Annotated in this window: 1 protein-coding gene; it reads right to left on the reverse strand. The window is 54.4% G+C overall.

Annotation, left to right across the window (positions count from 1 at the left end):
• Positions 1-55: 55 nt before the first annotated feature.
• A protein-coding gene (locus PCE31107_RS23250) for an IS3 family transposase (RefSeq protein ID WP_150610798.1) occupies positions 56-1,158 on the reverse strand; the annotation gives its coding sequence in 2 pieces (ribosomal slippage) (positions 56-906 and positions 906-1,158; 1,104 coding nt in all).
• Between the last annotated feature and the right edge of the window lie 82 nt (positions 1,159-1,240).

Consider the following 1,240-nt stretch of genomic DNA (forward strand, 5'->3'; position numbering starts at 1 on the left):
TGATCCGCTTGGGTTTTCTGTGCCAAATCCAGAGCGAGTTTTTCGGCGTATCGGGTCAAGTCGGCCCGGGTAAAAACACCAATTGTCGGGCGAATTCGGCTGGCGCCAGCTCTTTGAGAGCTGAGTGAGGCCGACTCTCGTTGTAGTCCCCGCGCCATGCCTCGATAGTTGCCTTCGCTTCGTCCAGCGTCTCGAACCAATGCAAGTTCAAACACTCGTCACGGAATGATCCGTTAAACGTCTCAATGTGGCAATTGTCCGTGGGCTTTCCTGGGCGACTGAAATCGATTTTCGACTTGTGGTGATATGCCCACATGTCGAGCAATCGCCCGGAAAACTCACTGCCGTTGTCTACGAAAATATGCCGAGGAGCGCCGCGTCTGGCCGCGATTCGAGTGAGCGCCGACACCACATGCTCTCCCCTCAACCGTTGACCAACTTCGATGGCCAGGGCTTCTTTCGTGAATACATCGACAACTGTCAGCATGCGAAACTTCGAGCCATCTGCGAGTTGATCGGCGACGAAATCCATACTCCAGGCATCATTCGGTTTGCTCGGCACGATTTTCTGCACGCGCGTGACGACCATCTTGCGGCGCTTGGGCAGTTTCGATCGTAATTGCAATTGCTCTTCGCAATACAGCCGGTATGCTTGATCCCTGCCCAACTGCCAGCCTTCACGCCGTAGCAGTACATGCACGCGCCGATAGCCATAGCGCACCCTCGTATGGGCAATTTCGCGCATGCGGGCACGAAGCTCGGGCCGAGGATCTTTCACGCTTTGGTAGTACTGCGTGCTGCGAGGTTGCTTCACCAAACGACAGGCCCGCCTCATCGTCAATCCATAGTGGCTTATCACGTAATCCACCACGTCTTTCCTCAGCGCGGGCCGGGCCACTTTTTTGAAGCAACATCCTGCAGAATGGCCTTGTCCAGGCTTAGCTCGGCCACTAGCTTCTTGAGCCGTGCGTTCTCGTCTTGCAACTGTTTGAGCTCACGTACCTGATCTGACTGCATACCGGCATATTGCTTCTTCCACCGATAAAACGTCTGCTCCGAAATACCGACGTGACGGATGAGATCGGCCACCGGCATACCCAACTCGGCCTGCTTCAGTACCGCCACAATCTGCTCGACTGAAAAGCGCTTGCGTTTCATAGCAAACTCCTCCTTTTTCCAAGGGTAAAGTTTGCCGAAAAACTAACGTCCCAGGTGGTCCAGATTTCTCATTGCAGATCAC

Source organism: Pandoraea cepalis, from assembly GCF_902459625.1.
Taxonomy (GTDB): Bacteria; Pseudomonadota; Gammaproteobacteria; order Burkholderiales; family Burkholderiaceae; genus Pandoraea; species Pandoraea cepalis.